The following is a 19619-nucleotide window of genomic DNA, read 5'->3' on the forward strand; positions in this document are numbered from 1 at the left end:
TAATATCAGAATACCGGATTGACTATTTTTTACAACCCCTTTGCAGAATTTTTATTTGCTTTTAATCTCTTTTAATTTTACCTGCCCATCCTTCCTAAATCTGATACTCCTCCTTATACACCAGCTTCTTCATCATATCCATCCAATCGTTGAATTCTTTTAACAATTCGTTAATATCTATGGCCTTCCCGGCCATTTGTTTGTCATGAATATAACCGTCCCCCATCCACCTGAGCATTTTATAGACCTTAAAAGGCTCCACGCTGTCCTTGAATTTATAAGTATCTATATGACCAAAATACATCTGGTACATCACTTCTTCCTGCATGGTATTGAAAGATTTTAATGTATCCGACACAATCTCATTCTCCGAGTAAAAAGCCCGCATAGCAAAATCCAGAATATACGGATGCTTCTCAAGCATAACTGCTTTTCCAGCGCCCGCATAGCGCAGCAGTTCAAAAAAATCGGTCAGTTCCAGAAAAGTCGTATCCGCAATCTGATCCTTCATAATCTCAATCAGGAAATTATAGACATACATATACAGTTCTTTCTTATTATGAAAATAATAAAAAAGCAAGCCCTTCGAAATCCCGGCCTTTACCGCAATCAAATCCGTAGAAGCTCTTTTATACTCATTCTTCCCAAACACCTCCATAGCTGCATTAATAATTCGCTCCTGCTTCTCCTCTGGAAGCGCGAAAAATTTTTCATTCATACTGTCCCTCCTCTGCTCTTCAATCATTTTGGCTAATACAAATTGCTTTGACTAACCTGGTCAGTCCTTTCTTAAAGAATACATGATTGACTATTTTTTTCAACCCCAAAAGCAATAGAAATGTATACCGTCCCCCTTCCGGCGGCAAAGAGCATGCTTATTCTCAAAAAAACCACATCGGATTGAAAGACTAACTGCTCACCCAAGCAGAATTTAAGGCAGCCCGAGCCGCGCAATTACTCAGAATTGCGCGGTGACAGCCACCGGTGTCTTTCAATCCGATGTAGTTTTTAATTTGCACCTTTTTTCGTTTTGTACTTACGCCTAATCATATGAACACATATTTTGCCAGTCTCTCCATAGCCTCTTCCACCAGAACTTTTGGAAGTGCCAGATTGACGCGGATAGAATATTTCCCATAGAATGGCCTTCCATCCTGCCATATGACGCCGACTTCAACTCCCGCCTTTAAAAGATCATCCAGCGTTTGTTCATGCTTATTGCACCACGCTTCGCAATCCAGAAACAGCATGTAGGTTCCCTGTGGCTTTGCCAGGGATATTCCTTCAAAATGACTGGTAATAAACTCGTATGCATAATCGACGTTTTCCCCCAGCACTGTCCTGAGTTCATCTACCCACTCTCTGCCCTCCTGTTTGTAAGCGCCGATCAGAGCATGCATGGACAGGACGTTGCAGGAATTATAGTGGGAAGCTGATGCATATTTTGCAAGGCGGTCACGCAGGTACGGTGCATAAATCACGTGATACGAGCCAATCAGTCCTGCCAGGTTAAATGTCTTGGATGGTGCATAGATGGCAATGGTCCGCTCCCTGGCATCCTCAGATACAGACTGCAGCGGGATATGGGTGTGCCCCGGCAGTGTCAGGTCTGCCCATATTTCATCCGATATCACAACACAGTCATATTTATGAAATAAAGCCATAACCTGTTCCAGCTCTTCCCTATCCCAGACTCTGCCCGTAGGATTATGCGGGGAACAGAAGATCACGCAGTGAATGTGGTTATCACGCAGCTTTCTTTCCATGTCTTCCAGATCCATGCGCCATGCGCCGCCGTTGCCGCGCACTAATTCACTCAGAACAAGTTTTCTTCCTATACTTTCCACGGTTTTTGTAAATCCAATGTAGGCAGGGGCATGCATAAGCACTGCTTCTCCCGGAGCAGTAAACGCCTGGAGCGCCGATGATACACAGCCCAGAACTCCATTTTCATAGCCTATATCCTCCCGGGTCATGCCCGTTACGCCAAAACGGTCTTTCTGCCAGTTGATGATGCTGTCATAATATACATCCGGCATATCAAAATATCCAAAATGATGGTGCTTCAGCCTGTCCTCCAATGCTTCAAGGATCGTCGGAAGCGTAGGGAAATTCATATCGGCCACCCACATCGGAATCCGTGTAAATCCTTCCTTGACCTCCACGCCCTCCATTGGGATAGTGTCTACTGCCAGCGCATCGTGTCCCGCCCGTTCCATGATAGTTGTAAAATCATATTTCATAACTTTTGTTTATCCTTTCCTCAATCGTTTCCCTGATTTTTATGAAACTGTTTCTATTCTATACCGCATATTCCTGTCCGTCAAGACACCCTGCCCGCTTCCGAAAGCTTTACCCCTGCCGGTCTGCAGCGGTTCAGGCAGGCCTGCACTGTTACGCCGATCTGTCCGGCCAGACACTATAACCTCTGCTGCTCTATTGCTTTTCCTTATTTATTCAGATATAATATGAACTAGCATAGTATGAACCAGCCTTATGGATATATTGAAACGTTCTGTACTGCCAGGTATCCATAAGATGCAGACAATCCCGAAACGAATTTATTATTAATAAAGGAGATAAAATCATGGAACTGGAAAGAGATCCGGCTGTCAAAGACCCTTCCGCAATTACATCGGTAGATATTGCCGGCAAATATGATGCTTTTCTGGAAAACATCGGCTCCAGCGCATGCAGATTTTTATTAGACAATGATTTGACTCTGCTGTATGCAAACAACAGCTTTTTCAAAAGCACAGGATATACGAGAAAAGAATTTCGGTCCCGCTTCACCAGCCTCCGACTGTATCTAAAAAACCATATCACAGAATTCAACAACATTCAAAGCTCTGCTGCTGACGCAGTCAACAAAAAGGAATCTGTGTTTACAGTAGATTTCACACTTCCGTTAAAGCAAAGCAGCGGGATCAGATGCCGCATGACAGGGAACTTTACAGGGGAGAGTGTCGGAGACAGCCCGATTTTTTCCGCCGTCCTGACAGATATCAGCGACCTGGCCGCTCAGAGTGAAGAAAAAGGGCAGTATTTTGAATGGATGATGGACAGCTATATGGGTAACATTTACATCAGTGATATGGAGACATATGAGCTTCTATATCTGAATACTATAGCAGTTGAAACCCTGAAGACCCCAAGAGAAAAAATAATCGGCCGTAAATGTTACGAAGTAATCCAGGGAAGGACTTCTCCCTGCCCCTTCTGTACAAATAATAAGCTGCGTACAGATGAATTTTATGAATGGGAATTCTATAACCCAATTCTGACACGTACTTTTATGATTAAAAACAGGCTTATTAACTGGAAAGGGCATAAAGCACGCATTGAGCTTTCCCATGATATGTACAGTACAGAATATAAGCTGGCGAAAAAAGACCAGGAAAGGGAAACGCTTCTCAGAACGATCCCGGGTGGTTTCGCCCGCCTGGACGCAAGGGATTTAAGCACGGTTCTCTGGTACGGTGCCGATTTTTTAAATATTATCGGATACACAAAAGAACAGTTTGAAACAGAACTTCATTCCCAGTGTTCTTACATACACCCTGATGACAGGGACCGGCTGCACGCACTCTTGAAGAAGATGCAGCATACCGGCGGAAACATGATTACAGAGGCCCGTTTTATTACCCGCAGCGGCCAGACGAAGACGCAGACACTGACACTATACTACGCGGACGCCAAAAGCAGCTGGGACGGGATTCCTTCCTTTTACAGCGTATGTATCGACGTAACGAAAGAAAGAAGGGAGCAGGAACGCCAGCGAAAAGCTCTGGAAGATGCATATCAGGCTGCCAAAGTAGCCAATTCTGCGAAAACCAACTTCTTATCTACTATGTCACACGACATCCGGACACCAATGAATGCCGTCATGGGGATGGCTGCCATTGCCCAGGCCAACCTCGACGAGCGGGATAAGGTCCGTGACTGCCTGAATAAGATCAATGTATCCAGCCGTCATCTGCTAAGCCTCATCAATGAAGTACTGGACATGTCTAAAATTGAGAGTGGAAATATTGATCTGCAGCCGGAAGAGGTAACTCTACCGGAGCTAATTCAGAATGTTTCCGATATCTGCAGGCCTCTCATTACAGAAAAACAGCTGGATTTCAAAATCAGTGTCAGCGATGTCCGGCATGAAAAGATTATTACTGATGGAGACCGGCTGCAGCAGGTTCTCATGAACCTCCTCTCAAACGCCATAAAGTACACGCCGGACGAGGGCACTGTCAGTCTGCGGATTAAAGAAATCCCGTCCCTGTCAGATAAAAAAGGGCAATTTGAATTTATCGTAACAGACAATGGCATCGGGATGTCGGAGGATTTCATTCCGTTCATTTTTGAGCCGTTTTCCCGGGCCGAGGATTCCCGTATCAGCAAGATCCAGGGAACCGGCCTTGGACTTGCTATCACGGAAAATATTGTGCGAATGATGAATGGATCAATCGAAGCTGCAAGCCAGATAGAAAAAGGAAGCAAGTTCACCGTTACTCTGCAGTTTGATCTGATTGATGAAGATATCCCCCGTGACAGTGAACTGGAGGGGCTGCCTGTCCTTGTCGTAGACGACGATGAAATCGTATGCGAAAGTGCCACTGCACTTTTAAATGAACTGGGTATGCGGGGCTTCTGGGTGCTCTCCGGCGCAGAGGCCGTCCGATGCACTTCAGATGCACACCGCAGCGGGGATGACTTTTTTGCTGTGATCCTGGACTGGAAAATGCCGGAGATGGATGGATTGGAAACCTTAAAAGCGATCCGCAGCAATCTGGGGGAAGACGTACCTGTTATCATTATCTCCGCCTATGATTATTCTGATATTGAAGCAGAATTTCTGAGCGCCGGCGCGGATGCCTTTATTACGAAACCGCTGTTCAAATCCAAAATGCTTCACGTCCTGCAGACATTTTTAAACAGCGGCAGGCTGGAAACGGCTGCTTCCCAGGCAGAGATCGTTCATCCGAAGCTTGCCGGAAAACGGGTGCTGCTTGTGGAGGACAACGCCCTGAACCGTGAAATTGCCACTGAACTGCTAAAGATGCAGGAACTATTGATAGACACTGCTGAAAACGGGCAGAGAGCTCTTGAGATGTTCGAGGCCTCCAAGCCCGGATACTATTCTGCAATCCTGATGGATATCCAGATGCCTGTCATGAACGGTTATGATTCCACAAAAGCAATTCGAGGCCTTGCCCGGGAAGATGCCAAAAATATTCCTATTCTTGCACTGACCGCCAACGCTTTCACCTCTGATATCGGAAAGGCATACAGCGCCGGGATGAATGACCATATTGCAAAACCCATTGACGTAACCCTGTTAATAGAAGCTTTGCAGAGACACCTCTGCCTGTGATTTTATGTGCAAATCCTACCGTGGTATGATATGATAAAAAGAAGATCGTATTATATTCAGGAAAGGGATGACACAATGTCTAATTATAACAGCCAGGAACAAACAATCTACCGCAACCTTGCCGGTAAAATACAACTGGGCTTTTACGATGATGGTGCGCGCTTCCCATCTGCAAAAGAAATTGCCGAAATGTTTCAGGTGTCCTACTGCCCGGCCCAGAGAGCTCTCAAGATGCTGGAGGCTGAAGGACTTATTAAGTTGTGCCGCGGGAAGGCTACAATTGTACTGGCAAAGCCATTCCAAAATTATCTGGAGAGTGATATTTTTAAGCGGCGCAGCAAATCTCTTCTGGATCTTGTCAAAACCATTAAGCTGCTCTCTCCCCCCACATGTTCCCACAGCGCAAGTCATATGGAGAATGGGTTTATTTTCGGAAAGACTTACAGCCAAAGGCTGCCGTATCAAAACACGAATATGTGGATACAGTTTGAACAATCGCTTTATGCTCTGGGCAGCCATACAGCCCTCAGTCTGTACTACGATATCAGCGCGTTTGCCGGAAGTTCTTTTCTGGATATACTCCGGCTGGTTTGCGGAGATCAAAAAGCCGGTACACTTATACATAGCACGGCTGATGAATACCTGCAGTATATTCAAAATGATAAGAAGGACGGATCTGCCGTCACAAGGCAGCATCTTGATACGCTTGCAGAAACATTCTTTGAGATGATAGAAAATTATCTGGAAGATATGCCGCCCCTTCCCGAAGACATGAACCAGGAACCTTTTTACTGGGAACCGCAAAAGGGCCGCACCCGCTATTGTGATATGGTGGCAATTGATTTGATCTGTAAAATCAACCAGGGCATTTACCCGGTGGGCACTTTGCTGCCGTATATTGCTGTTATTGCGGACACCTATCATATTTCAGAGATCACTGCCAGGCGTACAATTATGCTGATGAATAAGCTTGGGGTTGTGAAAACACTCAACGGAATCGGAACGAGGGTAATTTTTGCCGGTGATGCTTCGATTCCCCAAAAGCTCCAGGATCTGACTTTGGATGACAATATGATCATCTTCCTGGAAGCGCTGCAGTTTCTGGCCATTACGGGTGAGGCGGTTATGGCATACACTTTTCCGTATATTTCAGAACCACTTCTGGAAGACATTGTACATGCCGCATCAATACCGGGGCATGAACGCTCCAGAGTCGCCACGGTGGGCGCTATACTGCAGGCCATTGTCCGCAGCTGTCCGCTGGCAGCAATACGCGAAATATACAGCAAGCTCACACACCTGCTGTTAAAGGGCAGTATCCTCCGCCTGGAGACTACCGGAAACGAATCCATTCCCGGATGGCCCCGGACCGTTGACTCTATTTTGAAGGGCTGCCAAACGCCTGATGGCACAGAACTGGCCGCCGCCTGCCGGCAGCTGTTCGAAAATAATTTTGCCTCAACCAAACAGACACTGCTGGATTTGGGAATTCATAAGGCTGAAATAGTAACAGGGTTTTAGAACGATAAATCTAAGGGATATAAGAGAGGCTGAAAGATGATTTTGAAATCACTTTTCAGCCCTTTTTATCCTCTATAATTCACTTATTATAAAATGCTGCTATTCATTCCAGGGCGGTTCTTCCTCCCCGGATTCAGAGTTTCCGACAACGGTAATACTTCCGGGAGCCTTCATCGTGCGTACATTGATTCCATTTACCTCGATGTGGTCATCTACCGCGATAACCAGACACTGTCTGCCATCGATCACTCTTGTTTCCACAAGATCCATCCGCTCCGGATTGACTTTGATAATAACATCCGGTGTTTCAATATTGAACTTTCTGGTCTCTGCAATATTTGCAGCAAGCAGGGAAGCCTTTTCTCCTGCCGTCTCCTCAAAGTTCTTATCGAATTCCTCCATTTTCTCGTTTGGCACTCCGCTCTTCTCAAATAACTTTTTTACATCGGTCTTGTCCAGCGCCAGCGGCTCCGGCTCTTCCTTATGTTCTTCAATCATATCGTTTAAAGTTTCATGGATGCTGCGGACAGTTTCGTAGTCGCCGTCTTCGCCCAGCGTATCTTCAATCAGAAGCTGGAATGTCTCTTTCTGGGTGTCTGCGGACATAGGCATCTGTGCCCCCAGTACGCGGTCAATCATCTCTTCCTGCAGATCTTCTGACTTTTTCGTATAATACAGGACGCCATGAATATCCATATTGCGGTCTGTAAATGCTGGAAACAGAAAGCCCTTATCCGGCATATCCACAATCCAGTCACGTATTCTGTCCTGAATCCGGTTGTCCTCAGCATTATAGCAAAGGCCCGGCTTTGACAGGCTTACAGGACAAATGCTGCACAGGAGATATTCGTATACATGATCGGACGCATCAAACATCTCCATATCATCGGATGATTTGCCCGGAATATCATACATTGCATGGATCAGGACAATATAATAATTCTCTTCATATATGTAACTGTCAATAATCTTATCATAGAATTCTTCCAGCAGCATATCATCTTCCAGTTTGCTGGCTCTGAGCTTCATCAAAAACTCCTGGGTTCCTCCGGGCATCTCTGCATCCAGCGGAAATTCCATGTTCAGCATGTTGCGTCCCATCGCCCCCGATAATGTCTTTTTGAAAATATCAAAATACTTAAATGCTTCCTCCTCCGGCAGAGAGAGAAATGCATCTCTGGACTCCATCTTTTTATTTTTTTCATGGTCTACATAACATCCACAAATGCGTGTAATTGCACAATTTGCAGGTGTAAACTGTTTTCTGATCTCCAGTACTTCTTTTTTATTCATCTATCTTCCCTCTTTCTTCTATAAAAATTTGCATATCCATTGTGATTTGGTTCTGAACAGTAAGTCTATTTTACAACAAAATCTCTTTTCAGAAAAGCATTGATTTCTTTTTTTATCTGTGCTAGAGTATGTTTGTTATTACTGTTCAGACGGTGCCATGCACCTCGCTGAAAGCGACTTTGAGCAGACAGATGCCGGTTCTGCCATAAAACTTAACAATCGGCTGTTTCCTGCCGCCGGGTAGGAACCCTGAAGCATTCGTATGTCATACCATTAGGCCCTGGAAGGTATGAAACACGGATGTTTTTTTAATCTTCCATATAAAATAAAGGATATACAGAAAATGCACGACAATATTTGATTAATTCTACGGAGGTTTATATGAAAACAGATTCTATTTTCCTGACATTTATGAAATATGTCTCTGCCAATATTCTGGGAATGATAGGACTTTCCTGTTATATTCTGGCAGACACCTTTTTTATTGCCCGCGGAGTTGGGGCTGATGGGCTGACTGCTTTGAATCTGGCAATTCCCGCCTACAGCTTCATCAACGGACTGGGGCTGATGATCGGTATGGGAGGCGCCACCCGGTATTCGATAGCCGGAGGCAGCGGTGATACGCATTCACGTAAAACCGTGTTCACTCAGGCTTTATTATTTGTAACGGTACTGGCCGCCCTGTTCTTTTTGGCAGGCCTGCTGTTTCCCTATCAGATTGCAGCCCTTCTGGGTGCGGATGAGTCCATTCTGCCGCTCACGGGGATATATCTGCGCATTCTGCTCATGTTTGCGCCCATGTTCATGCTGAACAATCTGCTGATCTGTTTTGTACGCAATGACAAAAAGCCACAGCTGTCCATGACAGCCATGCTGGTAGGCAGCCTGTCCAATATTGTACTGGATTATGTATTTATCTTTCCGCTCGGGCTGGGTATGGCAGGCGCTGCATTTGCCACAGGGGTTGCCCCTGTCATCAGCATGCTGATCCTGTCCCGCCATTTCCGGCGGAAAGAAAATCAGTTCCATCTCTGCCGCATCAGACCTCGTTTGAAACAGATCCGGGATATATCCGCCCTGGGAGTCTCTGCCTTAATCGTGGAGGTCTCCTCGGGAATTGTAATGATCGTCTTTAACTTTCTGATTTTAAAAGACAGCGGAAATCTTGGGGTGGCGGCATACGGAATACTGGCCAACATAGCCCTGGTGCTGATCTCGATCTTCACCGGGATCTCCCAGGGTATTCAACCCATTCTGAGCAGCTGCTTTGGAAAAAAAGAAACAAAAAATGTCAGGAGCTTACTGCGCTATGCCCTGACTGCGTCCGTCCTTTTTGCTTGTATTTCCTATGGAGTCACCTATTTTTTCTCCGATGGGATCGTAGATCTGTTCAATAAAGAGCGCAGCCCTGCTCTGCACGAAATCGCTGTGAACGGAATGCACATATACTTTACGGCCTTCCTATTCGCCGGTGCCAACATCATTTCGGCAGCATACTTCAGCGCTGTGGATAAACCAGGCTGTGCCTTCCTGATCTCCTGTCTGCGGGGTTTTCTGTTTGTCCTCCCGCTGGCATTTACTCTGTCCGCACTGCTGGGGCTTAACGGTATCTGGCTTACCGTACCTGCGGCTGAATTCATGACTACCGTAGTGGTGCTTTTGCTATTTGGAGCGAAGAAGTGAGGTCTGCCGCCTGTATGAAGCGGAAGTCTGCGGGGCTGGTAAAACATGGTGGGAGGTTTTGGGGTAGGCCGATTAATCGAACATTGACTATTCTAAATAACGGGTAAGTAATCTTCTGTATTCCAATTGGATTCCATAATAGTTTTCCAGAGCGGGACTGCAGTTTTCTGCTACCTCGTCGACGATTTCGTCAAAATTTTCTTGTATGACAGATATAATTGCCGGGTTTAGCTTTCCGCTCTTTGCCATTTCCTGAATGATTGAGAGGGTTCTTTCCTTAGAAAAAGCTTCTTTATAGCTGCGTGTCCCCAGAAGTGCGCTGACTATATCTGAGACAGCGACGATCTCCTCCTCCAGCGTCATATCTTTTCCAGTGATTCCTTTTGGATAACCGCTGCCGTCTAATTTTTCATGATGCCGCAGAGCAATCCGAGTCACGTCGGCGTCAACACTTCCGCCCAGTATACGCTCTGTGATATCTACGTGCGTCTTCATGATATTCATCGCCTGCGTGCTGAGCTTTCCCGGGAATTCGAGTATCTCTACCGGAATCCCGATCTTCCCAAGATCATGAAGCATGGCGCCATATCGGATCCTCTCCGATCGTTCCTGAGTTATATCCATGTGCCTTGCAACAGAACAACTAATACTGGTAGTTGTAATGGTATGTGTTACCGTGTGCTGGCTGCGGAAATCAATTGCATAAATCAACATCCCCAGGTACTGCCCGCACTCCGTATCGGTAAGTTTCATATTCGATAAGATCCCCTTTGCTTCAATATCGCCCTTCTGAAGTTTTGCAAAAAGATTATATTCCTCGTCTGCCTTTAAAAACAAATCTGTTACATGGTCTGTAAACTGGTTGCCGCGATTTTCTGCCAGAAAAGCTGCCGCCCTGGTTCTGACCTCTTCCAGGGTGCTCCCTTGTCTGAAACTTCTGCTGAAAATCTCCATCCTGTCGGCCAGATTGATCATCTGTGCGGTCCCCCGGATTTCCGGTGTAAGGCGCAGAAGCTCCGCAGCCGGTGTATGATGGAACAACACGGCCTCGGCCCAATCTTTTAATGGAGAAAGGTAACGTAAAAAGACATATCCATATATGGAATGCTCCCAGACATCTCCTGTCTCAAATTCAACCATCCTGTCAATCTCTTCCGTCTTATACGCGCCTATGTCGTGCAATACTGAAAGAAGACAGATATCCTGCTTTTCCTGTCTGCTGTAACTGCCTTCGACCTCCATCATATATGATACGAGGAAAGCCACCCGGACTCCGTGGTCCACAAGTCTGGTGTCCACCTCATTCAAAGTACGCTGAATTAACCCAACAATATTATCGCTGTTTATTACAGTATTTACCCCCATCCCAATTCCCTGTCATCCAGTCAGTATATCTGCAAAAGGCCGGTATTATGGTTTTCCCCGGATCTCCTATACATTCTGCTGCCTTCCGATCCCTTTCTATGTAATAATACATTTATTTTGCATGCATCCTCAAAAGATGTCAAGCGGAATCAATTCATCCTATATACGTTGTTACTATTCACGGCCCAGATACCCGGCTCCATCACTTTAATGGCTCGGATGCCGTACAGCGGGGTGCACGGCCCCGTGAATAGTAACTATACATTTCCACATGGCAGCAGTTGGGGCCTGCCTGAACTGTTACCACGCATGAAAATCACATTGCAGGATAAACTACAGAGTAAGTCCAATGTGCATGAAGCATTATACCCATTGGACGTGTTTGCAGCATGGCAGCAAAATAAGATATATTTATTACTATCAAAATTTATGGAGGTATTAGATGGACAATAAAAGTGAAAAATTTACGTTTAACCCCGAAGAAGCGCTGAAGGATTTTCAGGCATATCTATACGAACGTGAGAATGCAAAGGCGACAATCTCAAAGTATGTAACCGATATTCGTACCTTTTATAAATATCTGGAAGGAAATTATGAAATTGATAAAAAATGCATTGTTTCATATAAAGAATGGCTGTATCCCAGATACAAAGCTGCGAGTATCAACTCGATGCTGGTAGCATTGAACCAGTTTTTGGAATTCTGGGGATTGGGAAGATGGAAGGCAAAAAGACTGAAAGTACAAAAGCAGCTATTCATACCCGAGGCAAAGGAAATGACGAAACAGGATTATAAAAATCTGATTGAAGCAGCAAGAAGCCGGCATAATTCCCAACTGGCCATGAGCATAGAGACCCTTGCGGCAACGGGTGCAAGAGTAAGTGAATTGGTGTTTTTCACTGTGGAAAGCATAAAAAAGGGAGCTATCACCATATCAAATAAAGGAAAGCACAGAACCATATTGATTTCAGACAGCCTGAAAAAAAAGTTGCTTTACTATGCCGCTAAAAATGGGATAACTCAGGGATGTATATTTATCACAAGAAACGGAAAGCCCAAGGACAGAAGTAATCTATGGAGGGAAATGAAGGCGCTGGGCATAATATCAAAAGTCCCGGAACAAAAAATATTCCCACACAATCTAAGGCATCTCTTTGCCCGCTCCTATTATAAACTTACAAATGATATAGCCGGACTCGCGGATCTCCTGGGCCACAGCAATCTGGATGTAACAAGGATATATACTGCAAACACAGCGGAAAATTACAGAAAACAGATTCAACGGCTTGGACTTGTAACAGGGTAATAAAAAAGACACCCTCGTGTTTTTAACAACATAATATTAGTTATGTTGTAAAATCAAGGAAGTCTGTAAATCAGCCATACATAGCAACAATTATTTATATCTAATAATTTAACAGTTTTAAAAAGTCATGTCAAGTTTTAGTTTCTAATATGGGTCCCCTTTATTAAGTATATACCATAACAAGGCATAGAGCTACAACATAACTAATATTATGTTGTTTAAAGTTTCAGGATGTCTTTTTTAACTTCTTTGCCTCAACAACATAACTAATATTAAGTTGTTAGTAGTTCATTGAGAAGTCAAAGAGAAGAGAGGATGAGATAAAATTTACAATTCTTGAATACAAACACTGCTACCCTGAATGATTAATTTCGTTCAATTCCGAAAGCAGTGTTAGCTTCATGTGCCTTCAAATATCATTCCCTATCCGAACCGGCCCAGCCAGCCGACTTCAGGGAATAGCCAAACAAACCCAGGTATATAAAAATGATGCCGCCGATAATTCATATAGATATCCCCGCAGCCTTTAATCCCTCCTAAGAATTAATGGCTGCGGGGAAAAACAGATCAAAGGGAGAATACATAAGATGAGCAAAATTAAATACCCATTGCATAAGCTAAAATACTGCAGAAAATGTATGAATGAAACATTTGGTATGAATTTACAAAGAAAAGACCTATACGTCTATTCCTACCCCATGAAATGCAGCCGCTGCGGAGAATCCAAAAATATAATCTACAAGGCCCGCTTCCCCTATAACCTCATCCTCCGTTCCAAAATAAACCACATGCCCGACCTGGAAGCAAAATTCAACGAATAAGAAACATCTCCGCCCTATAACCAAACACTTCCCCAGCCCCCATACGCTGCCCCCTCGGCGCCCTTCCCAAGTGAGCCGCCATACCGGCCTGATGCGCCAGCCGGGTCGGAGCCGGATATGTGGCGTGGCCGGGCATAAAATAAGTGTTACGGCCCCTTAAGGAAATGCAGCCTGTTTGGATGGATGAAATTTATTCACAAAAAAAATTTCAAAGGGAGCTGAGCTGCGCTGTCATCAAGACAGCGCAGTGAATCTCCCTGGTTCCATCCAAACAGGCTGCATTTCCTTTAGGGGCCGTTCACGAATGAGCAGCCCGGCCACGCCACATATCCGGCTCCGACCCGGCGTCCCCCCAGCCACCACATCGCCTCACTTACTAAGCGCATCTATAGCCCGCAATTCCTCGTCTGAAAATGTTCTGTTATGTATGATCTCTATATTCTCCGTAATCTGCTCCGGCCTGGAAGCTCCAATCAATACGCTTGTGATATCGTTATCTTTTAGTATCCAGGACAAAGCCATCTGAGCCAGGGTCTGTCCTCTTTTAGCAGCAAGCTCATTCAACCCCTTTATCTGTTCAATCCTTGTCTCTGTCAGGCTGTCTTTCTTTAAAAAACGTGGGTCCTTAGCGATCCGGCTGTCCTTTGGAATGCCATGCAGATACTTATCGGTCAAAAGTCCCTGTGCCAGCGGGCTAAAACAGATGATTCCCAGACCCGCTGCGGAGGCAGCTTCTTTTACGCCATCCTCCTCGATTGTACGGTCAAAGATGGAATATCTGCGCTGGTTAATAATCAGCGGACACTTCAGATCCTTCATAATTTCCATTGCCTGAACCGTGTGTTCTCTGTCATAATTAGAGATTCCTGCGTACAATGCTTTTCCACTGTGGACCGCCTGCGCAAGCGCCATCATGCTTTCTTCCACAGGGGTATCGGGATCCATGCGGTGATGGTAGAAGATATCCACATATTCCAGATCCATACGCTTCAGGCTCTGGTCCAAACTCGCCAGCAGGTGTTTTTTGCTTCCAAAATTTCCGTAAGGCCCTTCCCACATATCGTAACCGGCCTTTGTACTGATCACCAATTCATCTCTGTACACCCCAAGGTCTTTTACCAGTATCCGGCCAAAATTTTCTTCCGCGCTGCCCGGTACGGGACCATAATTATTAGCAAGGTCAAAATGTGTGATCCCATGGTCAAACGCTGTCCGGCATAAAGCCCTCATATTCTCAAAATCACAATTGCTTCCAAAATTATGCCATAACCCAAGCGACACGGCCGGAAGCTGAAGCCCGCTTTTCCCGCTGTGCAAGTAATGCATTTCCCCGTATCGATTTTCAGACGCTTTGTAGTCTACTGCCATCATATACCTCCTGATCGTTATTAATATGCGGCTGTCTGCAGTTTAAAATAAATCTGCCTAAAGACATCTCTTCACTCATACCTGTCACACGGGTATGCCGCCAGCCCATCATATATCTGTTTATTATAGCTGCGAGCACTTAGTGGCCGTATTTTGGCCCCTTACGTGCGATGCATAAAATATAGTTGGCAAGGTCTTTTCGAGCCTTACTTTTTTATTGTATCATAATTCCTGCTGCCTGTTCAAATCACTTTCTATCTCCGGATATTGTTCATCCAGTGTATAAAACGAAATCAAAATGATAACTGCTGCCGACAGCAGAAAGGGAAGTCCGGCAAAATTCATGCGAATTGCAAACAGCGTCTCTGCGCCCCCGGCATTTCCCGCCTGATAGCCGCCCAGTTTTAGAACAAAAGCACAGATGTAGCCGGAACAGGCAATCCCAAGCTTCTGTACCAGAGCTATCATAGAGGTAAGAAAGCCCTGAGGCCTCACCCCCGTCTTCCATTGGGAATAGTCTATTACCTGCGAAAGCATAACAAAAACCATTCCGGTGGCCATGGCCCAGCCAATGCTGGCTGTTATATGAAATAAAATTGCTGCCGCTACATTTTTTCCTGCTGCCCAAGTTCCCGCCATGGACATACACCATAATATATTTCCGCTTCTCACGCAGAACCGCATTCCCCTTCTCCTTGCGATGGCAGGCAGTATAAAAGCAACTGCAACCGAGGCCAGGGGCATAATCGATAGAAAAAGGGAACTTAACGCTTCCTGCCCCAGATAATATTTTGTATAATACAGGGTTCCCTGATTTCTCACCATCATATAGGTAAGGCTCAGAAACTGTACGCCGCAGAGTACCAGCCAGTGCCTGTTATCCTTTGCAGCCTTCAGGGACCGGAGGATTCCGCTCTTTTCCTGCCCTTTCCCCGGCTTTACCCGCTCCACTACATGCGCGGCGCACACAAGGGAGCTGCACAGGAAGATGATGCCGAACAGGACTGCCGCCAGCATAAAGCCCTGTCGTTTGCTGTTCCCCAGTTCGTTCACAAGCCACAGCGTACAGGCAGTTACGAAGATACCGCCGCAGTTGGCCCCAACATTTTTAAAAAGATTGAACACGATCCGATCTTCCTGTCTTCCGCTCAGCACGGTCAGCATCGTAGAGTAAGGAACATTGATAAATGCGTACAGCAGGCTGAACAGGACATAAATCATTGCCGCATAGAAAACTTTTCCCTGTTCGGAAAAAGAAGCCGGCGAATAAAATAATGCACACATCAGCAGGCATACCGGCAGTATCCCTGCCGCAATAAAGGGCCTGCACTTTCCATAGCGGGTATCCGTACGGTCTACGATAAATCCCATAACAGGACTGAATACTGCATCTACCGTTCTTCCGGCCAGCAAAATCATGCCGATGGCTCCCAGATCCAGCTTTGCTGCGTCTGTATAAAAAAACATCAGATATGTTGATACAAATGTAAAAATACCATTTCCCGAAAAATCGCCCAGCCCGAAACTAATCTTTTCCAACTTCGACGGGCTGCTCATTTTCTGCTCGCTCAAGTCTGTCTTCATCGGTTTTTTGGTATCTGCGGTACGGTATTGTCACCGTTACCCTGGTACCCACTCCTTCCTCACTGACAATCTGAAGACCGTATCCGTCCCCATATATTTCTGCAATTCGTCTGCTGACGTTGGCCACGCCTATCGTCCGCATCTTTCCTTTAATTTCTTCATCCGAAGCCAGTAGCTCCTCTACCTTATCCCGGCTCATCCCTATCCCGTCATCCACCACGCGGATAACCAGGCATTCCTCTTCTCTGCGCGCCTGGATACAAAGCCTTCCGGGCTTAATCTTACCTGCCAGCCCGTGAAAAATCGCATTTTCTACAATTGGCTGTATCAGGACATTGGGCACCTCACAGTCCAGCACATCCTCATCAATCTGATAGTCAGTCTGAAAACGGTCCGGATACCGGTATTCCTGAATCGTCAGGTAATTCCTGATGTTCTTCACTTCCTGTCTCATGCTGATGTATATGCTGTCTTTTTCCACCCGCAGTGTATCCTGAAGCAGAGATATAAACGCATTCGCAAATTTTACGATATCGTTGTCCCCCTTCATCTGTGCCATATACACGATGGAGTTTAGTGTATTGTAGATAAAATGGGGATTAATCTGCAGCATAAGCCTGTTAATTTCCATTTCCCGGATATTTTTCTCATGCTCTACAGATTCTTCCAGCAGATTCTGCAGATCCTGCACCATACTGTTAAAAGAATCTCCCAGGATCTCAAGTTCATCATTTGTATGGATATCCACTTCTACGTCAAAGTCACCGGTACGCACTTTCTCGGCGGCCGCATGCAGCTGTCCCACAGGCCTGGTAATCCGGTTGATAAAGTAATAGATCAGAACAACCAGCAGGGTAATGGCAGCCGCGAATGTCATCAGAAAAAGCTTCTGCATCGTGGAAAGCTTATTCCCGATCTGATCACTGTACACCTCGGAAACCATAATCCAGCCGTCCGAGAAACTTCGGTTGCAGAGTATTACATTGCCGTTGTCCAGCCGGTATTTACCGTTTTCATTTTCAGCGATTGCTTCATAGGGAAGCGTCAGCTTCCCACTGCCTAAGATTTTATTTCCCCATCTGTCATAAAGGGCATACCCTTTCAGCAGATTGTCATCCAGTTCCGCCTTGGCGATCAATTCTTTAAAATCCACATGAATGATCAGATCCCCCATGATATCCCGTCCGTTCTGGATATCCTTAAACGTCATTACATAACTGATCACATCGCTCTGCCACCCGGCCTGTGAAGAAAGATAGGAGTGCAGCGTGGTAAACCCCGACTGCACATTATGCGCCTTAAATTCCTGGTACCATGCCTCCTCTTCCGGCTGAAACGCGCTCTCGTACTGGTTGCTGGAAAAAGTCTTGCCGTCCGGAGTAATGACGATAACACTGCTCAAATATGGCTGCATATTTGTATAGGAAGAAATAAGCCGCCTTACTTTGTCATGGCTGACCAAAGCCGCAAAGCTGTCCTTTGTGCGGCTCTCTTTGATGAGATTCTGGAGTTCGGATAAAATGACGATCTGTTTAGCCACACCCTCCACAGACTCCTGCACATACTCCAGCTGATGGCTGGTCTGCTCCAGTTTCTGCTGCTCATCCAAAATAATCTGTTCTTCCATTGTCCCGAACACATTGTGGTATATTACAAAGCTGCTGATCCCATAGGTAACTGACATAATCAGCAGCACGGACACGATCAGCTTAAATTTTAATGTATACCGCAGTCTCATATGGCTGTCCCCCCTCTCTGATCATCGCAGCCGGCGCGCATATTCGCTGGGGCTGATGCCCTCATATTTCTTGAATACATAGCTGAAGTACTGGCTGGACGTGAATCCGGCCTTCTCATAAACACTGGTAATCCGCTCGCCGTTTTTAATCAGCTCTTTGGCACGATTGATACGGTATTCGGTCAGATAATCCACAACCGTTGTTCCGATCTCCTGCTTGAAACATTTTCTTGTATGCCCCTCTGAAAGCTGAACCGCCTCGGCAATATCCTGCAAGGAGATGTTTTCTGCATAATGCTGCTGTATGTATTCCAGAATTAACAATACGTTTCTGGAGTAGTGTTTCTCATCCTGCTCACGCAGGTGGTGAAATATCCCGGATACCATTTTCTGCATATACTCCCTGGCCTCACCGGCGGAGTAAAATTCATTTTGTACCGGAATGGCATTGATATCCACCTTTTTACGCATGGCATATCTCTTTATCACACCGTGCAGTTCCTGCAGCATTCTGGTAAATTCCTGTATGGTGTAGGCCGCAGCCTCCTCAAATAAGCGATCAATCAGGGCCTTTGCCTCAGTTTCCTTCTCCGCATCCAAAATACCAACGAGGTCTGACATATAAACTTCCGTCTGCCGGTCCGCACGAAGTACGTTTTCCACATCGTTCTGATGATAGATCCTGTCTCTTCCCATACAGAGCATATGCTGGGAAAGCCTGAAAATGCGCCTGTACGCCTGCGGAAGATCTGTAAAATTCCGAAAGACATCTGAAATAATGGCAGATACCGGGATGCCTGCCTTCTTATATAACTGCAGCATTTTCCCTGCTGACTGCTCCAACAGCACCGTACTGTCGGACACGACTTCATGAATAAAGAAAACCGCGGCCCACATTTCCTCCGACAGCCTGACCGCCCCCCGGCAGGTAATGCCCTCAGGGTATTCCAGTTCTTCCAGCTGCATGCTTTCAAAGTTTACATGCTCCTCATACACAGCCTGCATACAGACAGGATGGATCCGCTTTACCGCTGTCAGGGCAAATCTGTTCAGCGTGCTGCCCTTATAAATATTTTCCATGCCTTCAGTCCGGCTGCTTTCGCTTTCCAGGAACTGCTTCAGATTATATTCCTGATAGGTATGGAGCCGCTTTCTTTCCAGTCTGACTTGTTCCATAATACTGCGGATCTCTTTGCCTAAACTTTCGGGAGTCAGTTCATTTTTCAACAGATAATTGCTCACCCCAAGCTCCATTCCTCTCTTCACATAATCAAATTCCCGGTAGGAAGTGAGCAGCACGATGATCTGATTTTTATTCTGCTGCAGAATCCGCTCTGCCAGAACCAGCCCATTCATAACCGGCATGCTGATATCTACAAATACAATATCCGGCTGTACCTTCGGGATTTCCTCCAGTGCAGTCGGACCATGGAGAGCCTCTCCCACCACTTTGCAGGCAGGAGAAAGCCCCTCTATCAATCTCTTAAAATACTCTATCGCCATCTTTTCGTCATCGACGATATAAAGCTTTACATAATTATCCATAAGAATTACCTCATTCCCTGTAATTCC

At 45.7% G+C, this 19619-nt stretch carries 12 protein-coding genes; 4 read left to right on the forward strand and 8 right to left on the reverse strand.

Going from position 1 to position 19619, the window contains the following annotated elements:
* Positions 1-94: 94 nt before the first annotated feature.
* Both ARB69_RS16215 and ARB69_RS16220 read right to left on the reverse strand, forming a co-directional pair.
* Positions 95-718, reverse strand: coding sequence for a TetR/AcrR family transcriptional regulator (locus ARB69_RS16215; RefSeq protein ID WP_050638798.1), 624 nt, complete (start codon positions 716-718; stop codon positions 95-97).
* 328 nt (positions 719-1046) lie between these two features.
* A complete protein-coding gene (locus tag ARB69_RS16220) occupies positions 1047-2243 on the reverse strand; it encodes a MalY/PatB family protein (protein ID WP_050638799.1) in 1197 nt (398 codons plus the stop codon).
* Between the two features lie 344 nt (positions 2244-2587).
* Here ARB69_RS16220 and ARB69_RS16225 point away from each other — a divergent pair, with 344 nt between their 5' ends.
* Both ARB69_RS16225 and ARB69_RS16230 read left to right on the forward strand, forming a co-directional pair.
* A complete protein-coding gene (locus ARB69_RS16225) occupies positions 2588-5368 on the forward strand; it encodes a response regulator (RefSeq protein ID WP_083487122.1) in 2781 nt (926 codons plus the stop codon).
* A gap of 75 nt (positions 5369-5443) precedes the next feature.
* On the forward strand, positions 5444-6889 hold the full coding sequence (locus ARB69_RS16230; protein ID WP_055154291.1) for a GntR family transcriptional regulator: 1446 nt from the start codon (positions 5444-5446) through the stop codon (positions 6887-6889).
* A gap of 99 nt (positions 6890-6988) precedes the next feature.
* Here the strand turns inward: ARB69_RS16230 and ARB69_RS16235 are convergent, their stop codons facing one another.
* The gene (locus tag ARB69_RS16235; RefSeq protein ID WP_055154293.1) at positions 6989-8182 is read right to left on the reverse strand and encodes a DUF4317 domain-containing protein; all 1194 of its coding nucleotides are present in this window, start codon (positions 8180-8182) and stop codon (positions 6989-6991) included.
* Positions 8183-8563: 381 nt separating this feature from the next.
* Here ARB69_RS16235 and ARB69_RS16240 point away from each other — a divergent pair, with 381 nt between their 5' ends.
* On the forward strand, positions 8564-9865 hold the full coding sequence (locus ARB69_RS16240) for an MATE family efflux transporter (protein WP_055154295.1): 1302 nt from the start codon (positions 8564-8566) through the stop codon (positions 9863-9865).
* Positions 9866-9952: 87 nt separating this feature from the next.
* Here the strand turns inward: ARB69_RS16240 and ARB69_RS16245 are convergent, their stop codons facing one another.
* Complete coding sequence (locus ARB69_RS16245; RefSeq protein WP_055154297.1) at positions 9953-11230, reverse strand: HD domain-containing phosphohydrolase; 1278 nt, start codon at positions 11228-11230, stop codon at positions 9953-9955.
* A 442-nt stretch (positions 11231-11672) separates the two neighbouring features.
* Here ARB69_RS16245 and ARB69_RS16250 point away from each other — a divergent pair, with 442 nt between their 5' ends.
* Positions 11673-12536, forward strand: a complete 864-nt coding sequence (locus tag ARB69_RS16250; RefSeq protein WP_055154299.1) for a tyrosine-type recombinase/integrase — start codon at positions 11673-11675, stop codon at positions 12534-12536.
* 1190 nt (positions 12537-13726) lie between these two features.
* Here ARB69_RS16250 and mgrA read toward each other — a convergent pair.
* The 4 genes from mgrA to ARB69_RS16275 form a co-directional block, all read right to left on the reverse strand.
* Positions 13727-14725 carry an L-glyceraldehyde 3-phosphate reductase gene (mgrA, locus tag ARB69_RS16260; protein WP_050638806.1) on the reverse strand — a complete coding sequence of 333 codons (999 nt, stop codon included), beginning with the start codon at positions 14723-14725 and terminating at the stop codon, positions 13727-13729.
* A gap of 222 nt (positions 14726-14947) precedes the next feature.
* Positions 14948-16297, reverse strand: a complete 1350-nt coding sequence (locus ARB69_RS16265; RefSeq protein ID WP_157355656.1) for an MFS transporter — start codon at positions 16295-16297, stop codon at positions 14948-14950.
* Complete coding sequence (locus ARB69_RS16270) at positions 16251-18047, reverse strand: sensor histidine kinase (RefSeq protein WP_055154301.1); 1797 nt, start codon at positions 18045-18047, stop codon at positions 16251-16253. Before ARB69_RS16270 ends, ARB69_RS16265 begins: the two co-directional genes overlap by 47 nt.
* Before the next feature lie 21 nt (positions 18048-18068).
* On the reverse strand, positions 18069-19592 hold the full coding sequence (locus ARB69_RS16275) for a response regulator transcription factor (protein ID WP_055154303.1): 1524 nt from the start codon (positions 19590-19592) through the stop codon (positions 18069-18071).
* Positions 19593-19619: the final 27 nt, after the last annotated feature.

Origin of the sequence: Faecalicatena contorta (genome assembly GCF_001404335.1) — a bacterium.
Lineage (GTDB): Bacteria > Bacillota > Clostridia > Lachnospirales > Lachnospiraceae > Faecalicatena > Faecalicatena contortus_B.

What these genes read in the sequence shown, in the direction of transcription:
- ARB69_RS16215 (WP_050638798.1), bottom strand. Translation starts at nt 718, where the DNA reads ATGAATGAAAAATTTTTCGCGCTTCCAGAGGAGAAGCAGGAGCGAATT.
- ARB69_RS16220 (WP_050638799.1), bottom strand. Translation starts at nt 2,243, where the DNA reads ATGAAATATGATTTTACAACTATCATGGAACGGGCGGGACACGATGCG.
- ARB69_RS16225 (WP_083487122.1), top strand. Translation starts at nt 2,588, where the DNA reads ATGGAACTGGAAAGAGATCCGGCTGTCAAAGACCCTTCCGCAATTACA.
- ARB69_RS16230 (WP_055154291.1), top strand. Translation starts at nt 5,444, where the DNA reads ATGTCTAATTATAACAGCCAGGAACAAACAATCTACCGCAACCTTGCC.
- ARB69_RS16235 (WP_055154293.1), bottom strand. Translation starts at nt 8,182, where the DNA reads ATGAATAAAAAAGAAGTACTGGAGATCAGAAAACAGTTTACACCTGCA.
- ARB69_RS16240 (WP_055154295.1), top strand. Translation starts at nt 8,564, where the DNA reads ATGAAAACAGATTCTATTTTCCTGACATTTATGAAATATGTCTCTGCC.
- ARB69_RS16245 (WP_055154297.1), bottom strand. Translation starts at nt 11,230, where the DNA reads ATGGGGGTAAATACTGTAATAAACAGCGATAATATTGTTGGGTTAATT.
- ARB69_RS16250 (WP_055154299.1), top strand. Translation starts at nt 11,673, where the DNA reads ATGGACAATAAAAGTGAAAAATTTACGTTTAACCCCGAAGAAGCGCTG.
- mgrA (WP_050638806.1), bottom strand. Translation starts at nt 14,725, where the DNA reads ATGGCAGTAGACTACAAAGCGTCTGAAAATCGATACGGGGAAATGCAT.
- ARB69_RS16270 (WP_055154301.1), bottom strand. Translation starts at nt 18,047, where the DNA reads ATGAGACTGCGGTATACATTAAAATTTAAGCTGATCGTGTCCGTGCTG.
- ARB69_RS16275 (WP_055154303.1), bottom strand. Translation starts at nt 19,592, where the DNA reads ATGGATAATTATGTAAAGCTTTATATCGTCGATGACGAAAAGATGGCG.